Annotated in this window: 2 protein-coding genes and 1 pseudogene; all 3 read right to left on the reverse strand. The window is 67.8% G+C overall.

Translation table 11 applies throughout. The annotated features are described in order from the left end of the window. Nucleotides 1–135: 135 nt before the first annotated feature. Nucleotides 136–2,527, reverse strand: a pseudogene (locus B3446_RS23710) (3-hydroxyacyl-CoA dehydrogenase/enoyl-CoA hydratase family protein). Nucleotides 2,528–2,581: 54 nt separating this feature from the next. Beyond that, nucleotides 2,582–3,904 carry an OmpP1/FadL family transporter gene (locus B3446_RS23715; protein WP_291385863.1) on the reverse strand — a complete coding sequence of 441 codons (1,323 nt, stop codon included), beginning with the start codon at nucleotides 3,902–3,904 and terminating at the stop codon, nucleotides 2,582–2,584. 63 nt (nucleotides 3,905–3,967) lie between these two features. Then, on the reverse strand, nucleotides 3,968–5,390 hold a 1,423-nt coding region (locus B3446_RS23720; RefSeq protein WP_291385865.1), incomplete at its 5' end, for a 3-hydroxyacyl-CoA dehydrogenase family protein.

The raw sequence follows: 5,390 nt of genomic DNA on the forward strand, positions 1-5,390 counted from the left end.
TCCGGCTCCGCCGGTCCGCAGTCCGCGCCCCTGGGGGGAGCGCCGTAGGCGCTTGGGGGGGGCGCCATACGGCGGCTCTGCCGGTCCGCCGCCGGCGCCCCTGGGGGACGCGCAGCAGGCGCAAGGGGGGCCTAATTAATTCCGTAGTGGTTTGCCGGTTTCAAGGGTGTGGCGGATGCGCGCCTGCGTTTCCGGCGTGCGCAGCAGCGCCACGAACTCCTTGCGCTCCACCGCCAGCAGCCATTCCTCGTCGACCTTCGTGCCGGTCTCGACCTCGCCGCCGCACAACGCGACCGCCGCGCTACGCGCCACGCGGTAATCGTGCGCGCTGATCATGCCGCCTTCGCGCATATTGACCAGCACCATCTCGAAGTTGGCGATGCCATTACGGCCGGCCACCGGCACGTCCTGCAACCGCGCGGGCGGGGNNATAGCCTGCCTGCGCCGCGGCCCGCGCCTGGCCGATGGCCACATAAAGCAGTTCGCCCGGATGGAACAGCACGATGTCGTGCTCGCGCGCGAACCCGGCGTCGATGGCCTCCAGCCCGCTCTTGGCCACCTGGGCCATCGCAATCGTCTGGAAGACCGGTTGCAGATACGGAAAGACCTCGCCCGGCGTGGCCGTCTTGGCCGCCAGCGCCGCAGCGCGCGCGGCAAATTCCTTGCTGCCGCCACCCGCCGGAATCAGGCCCACACCGGCTTCGACCAGGCCGATGTAGCTTTCCAGCGCCAGCACGCGGTGCGAGGCGTGCATCAGGAATTCGCAGCCGCCGCCCAGCGCCATCCCCTGCACGGCGGCCACCGTCGGAATCTGCGCGTACTTGAACGACTGCGACGCGCGCTGGAATTTTTCGACCGTGGCTTCCAGCATCTCCCATTGGCCCGCCGCGCACGCTTCGACCACCTGCTGCAGGTTGGCGCCCACGGCAAACGGTGCGTCGTGCCAGATGACCAGGCCGTCGAATTCGCGTTCGGCCTTGGCCACCGCCTGCAGCACGCCTTCCAGCACTTCGGCGCCCAGCGTGTGGTTGCGCGACGTGACGGACAGAATGGCGATGCCGGCGTCGACCTGCGGCAGGTTCCACAGGCGCACGCCTTCGTTTTCCCAGACGGTGACGCCACGGTCGTCGGGCGCTTCGCCCACGACGCGCTCCGGGAACAGCTGGCGCGCGTACACCGGCAGCGTCGAGCGCGGATGCAGCTTGCCCGTGCGTGCGGAATACGACCCTTCAGGGGCGTGCACGCCCTGGCGGCCGGGCTCCAGCACCCAAGCGGGCAGGGGCGTGTCGCTCATGGCGCGGCCGGCGGCGATGTCCTCGGCCACGGCGGCGGCAATCGCCTGCCAGCCGGCGGCCTGCCACGTTTCAAACGGGCCTTGCGACCAGCCAAAGCCCCAACGCATGGCCAGATCCAGGTCGCGTGCGTTGTCGGCCACGTGCTCAAGCTGCACGGCGCTGTAGTGGAAGATGTCGCGGAACAGGCTCCACAGGAATTGCGCCTGCGGGTGGTCGCTGGCGCGAAGCGCGGCAAAGCGCTTGGCCGGATCGCGTTCCTTGAGCAGCGCCGCCACCTCGTCGGCCAGCTTGCCGGTGCCGGGAGCGTAATCCTGCTTTTTCAGATCCAGCACCTGGATCTCGCGCCCCTGCTTGCGATATACGCCGGCGCCGCTTTTCTGGCCGAGCGCGCCCTTGGATATCAGCGCCGACAGCCATTCCGGCAGCGCGAAATACTGATGCCACGGATCGTCGGGCAGGTTCTTTTCCATCGTGCCCACGACGTGGGCCAGCGTGTCCAGCCCGACCACGTCGGCGGTGCGGTACGTGGCGCTCTTGGGGCGGCCGATCTTGGGGCCGGTCAGCGCGTCGACTTCGTCGAAGGCCAGACCCAGGCGCGCGGTGTGGTGCATGGCGGCCAGGATCGAGAACACGCCGATGCGGTTGGCCACGAAGTTCGGGGTATCGAGCGCGCGGATCACGCCCTTGCCCAGCGCAGACGTCAGCCAGGTTTCCAGCTGGTCCAGCACGGCCGGCTGCGTGTGCGCCGTGGCGATGATTTCCACCAGGCGCATGTAGCGCGGCGGATTGAAGAAATGGATGCCGCAGAAGCGGTCGCGCAGCCCGGCGGGCAGCGCGTTGGCCAGCGCGTCGATGGACAGGCCGGACGTGTTGGAGGCGACGATGGCGCCCGGCGCGACATGCGAGGCGATGCGCTCGTACAGCGCCGTCTTCCAGTCCATGCGCTCGGCGATGGCCTCGATGATGAGGTCGCAGCCTTGCAGGCGCTCCAGGTCGTCATTGTAGTTGGCGGGCGTAATGAGCGCCAGGCGTGATGCGCCGGCCAGCGGCGCGGGTTCCAGCTTCTTGAGACCGGCCAGCGCCTTCTTGACGGTGCCGTTGCGGTCGCCTTCGCGGGCGGCCAGGTCGAACAGCGTGACCGGCACGCCGGCATTGGCCAGGTGGGCGGCGATCTGCGCGCCCATGACGCCGGCACCCAGCACGGCGACGTGTTTGACGACGAACTTGCTCAAGGGAGTCTCCTGAAAAGGCGGGCGGACGGCGCGCGGCCGTCCGCCCGTTCACGGCTAGAAGCGGGACGAGAGCTGCAGGCCGAAGATGTGGCCGCTGCTGTCGTAGGTGCCCGCGACGCGGCCCTTGGTGGCCTGGCTGCCGGACGTGGTGTCGATGTCCGTCTTGCGCAGGTACAGGTACGTGTAGCCGACGTCGATCGTGGTGGACTTCGTGGCGGCCCATTGCACGCCGGTCGAGAACCAGTAGCGGTCGTTGTCGGGCAGGGAAGTGGGACGGTCGGCGGCATCGTGCACCGGCGATTGGTCGAAGGCCAGGCCGAACTTCCACTTCCAGGCCGGGGCGAACTTGTAGTTCGCGCCCACGGCGACGCGCCAGGTGTCGCGGAAGTTGAGCGGCAGCTCGTCGTCGCGCGCGCCCGGGCCCGAGTTCTTGATCTTGAGCTCCGGAATGCTGCTCCAGCCCGTCCAGGACACGTCGCCCAGCAGTTCCCACTTTTCGTTGAGCTGGTGCGTGGCGCTCAGGATCAGCGTGTCGGGCAGGTCGACGTTGGCCTTGGCGTCGAAGGACACGGATTGGCCGGTGGGGCCGATGTTGTCGATATCGGTGTCGCCCTTGGCCGAGTGCTTGATCTTCGAGCGGTAGGACAGGCCGATGCGCGTGTCTTCGGTGGGTTGCAGCATGAAGCCGACGTTCCAGCCCCACGCGTCACCCTTCAGATTCAGGTCCGCGTCGCCATTCGTGGCCAGCGGCAGGCCGGCGATGGGCACGACGGTCTTTTTCTTGTAGGTCGCATCGATGTGCTGCCAGTTCACGCCAAAGCCCATCGAAAACTTCTCGTTGACCTTGTAGGCGATGGACGGATTGACGTTGATGGTCTTGATGTCGAACTTGTTCGAGTGGTACTGGCCGACCCAACCGTCGTCGTATTCGGTCATCAGGCCGAAGGGGGCGCCGACGCCCAGGCCGATGTACCACTGCTCGTTCAGTTGCCAGGAGGCATAGATGTTGGGCACGACGCCCAGGTGGCCCGCGTCCCCGCCATTGCCGCCGGTGGGAACCGAACCGTTCAAGCCTGATCCGGGAATACCGGGCACGCTGGGATTGCGGCTGTTTCCGTTGTCCGAAAACTTGAACGACGGTTTGATCAGGTTTACCCCGCCGGAGAAATTGAGCCCTGGCAGATAGGTCAAGCCTGCCGGGTTGAAATACATGATGCTGGCATTCTCCGGGTTTGCCGCTGAGCCGGCATACGCGTTGCCCAGGCCGCTGGCGTTCTGCTCCAAGAGCTGAAAGCCGGCAGCGTAGGACGTTGCGGATGCGCCCAGGCCGACCAGGATGGCCGACAGGGTGCTCAGGGACAATGGACGTCTGCGCATGGTACTGACTCCTCGAGTTGAATGTGTGTCTCTCTCTACCACTGCCGGCCTGTTGCTGCCGGTCTATTCGGCGCGAGCTGCTGTGCTGCGGTGCTGCTGGGTGCTGCCGTCTTCGTAATGCAAGGGGCCGCCCGTGAAAGGCGCGAAGCCCGTTCCAAAAATCACGCCGGCGTCGGCCAGGTCGGCGTCGGCCACGATGCCGCTGGACACGCGTTGCCGCGTGGCGTCGATCAGCGGCTGGATCAGGCGTTGCGCCAGGCCTGCCGGGGCGGCGGCGGGGTCGCGTTGCTTGACCGGCTTGCCGTCGCGCCAGGTGTAAAAGCCCTTGCCGCTTTTTTTGCCGAGTTCGTTGCGGGCCAGACGGTCTGCCAGGCATCGCGGCGGCGCCGCGCCGTCGGCAAGCTGCGCGCCAGCGTCCCGCGCGATGTCCAGGCCCACGGTGTCTGCCAGTTCCAGCGGTCCCATCGGCATGCCGAAGGCCACCATGGCGGCGTCCACGGATTCCGGCGCGACGCCGTCGTCCACGCTGCGCATGGCCTGCAGCATGTAAGGCGCCAGCACCGCGTTCACCAGAAAGCCGGGCGCGCTCTTGACCGGCAGCGCCAGCTTGTCGATCTGGCCGACAAAGGCGCAGGCGCGGGCTTCTATGGCGGGATCGCCGCCGTCCGCGTGCACGACTTCCACCAGCGGCATCTTGGCCACGGGGTTGAAGAAGTGAATGCCCACCAGACGATCCGGACGGGCCAGGCCTTCGCGGAGCGTTTCGAGCGACAGGCTGGACGTGTTGGTGGCCAGCAGCGCATCGGGCTTCATGCGCGGCTCCAGGGACTGGTACAGCGCGCGCTTGGCGTCGGGCTGCTCGCTGATGGCTTCGATGATGACGTCCGCCAGCGGTACGCCGCCGCCCGCCGGATCCGGGACCAGCCGGTCGAACGCGGCGCGCGCCAGACGCGGATCCTTCAGTCGGCGCGCGTAGAGCTCGGCGGCGCGCTTGATGGCGGGCGCGATGCGCGACATCTCCTGGTCCTGCAGCGTGACGGTCATGCCCTTGAGCGCGCACCAGGCGGCGATGTCGCCACCCATCACGCCCGCACCCACCACATGGACGTGACGGGCCGGCGCGACGCCAGGCTGCTTGCCATTGGCCTTCAGGCGCTCCTGCAGACGGAACACGCGCAGCAGGTTGCGCGCGGTGCCGGACGAAATGATGCGGTCGATGAGATCGGGCGCCTTCAGCGCATTGCCGCCGTGCTTTTCCCAGATCTCCACGATGGCGGGCGCTGCAGGGTAGTGGCCGAGCGGATCCTTGGCTGCGATCTGCTTGCGGGCGCGGTTGGCGACGATGGCCTTGAACGGCCAGCGGTTCAGCAGTCCTCCAAACCCGCGCGCGCGCCGGGCGGGCTTGCGCGACAGCACGGTCTGGCGCGCCGCGGCGAGCAGCAGCCGCGGGGGAACACGCGCGTCGACCAGCCCCAGCGAGGCCGCG

The organism is Achromobacter sp. UBA5777 (genome assembly GCF_002418565.1).
Taxonomy (GTDB): Bacteria; Pseudomonadota; Gammaproteobacteria; order Burkholderiales; family Burkholderiaceae_B; genus Achromobacter; species Achromobacter animicus.

Coding starts and splice junctions, on each gene's coding strand:
- B3446_RS23715 (WP_291385863.1), bottom strand. CDS start 3,904: ATGCGCAGACGTCCATTGTCCCTGAGCACCCTGTCGGCCATCCTGGTC.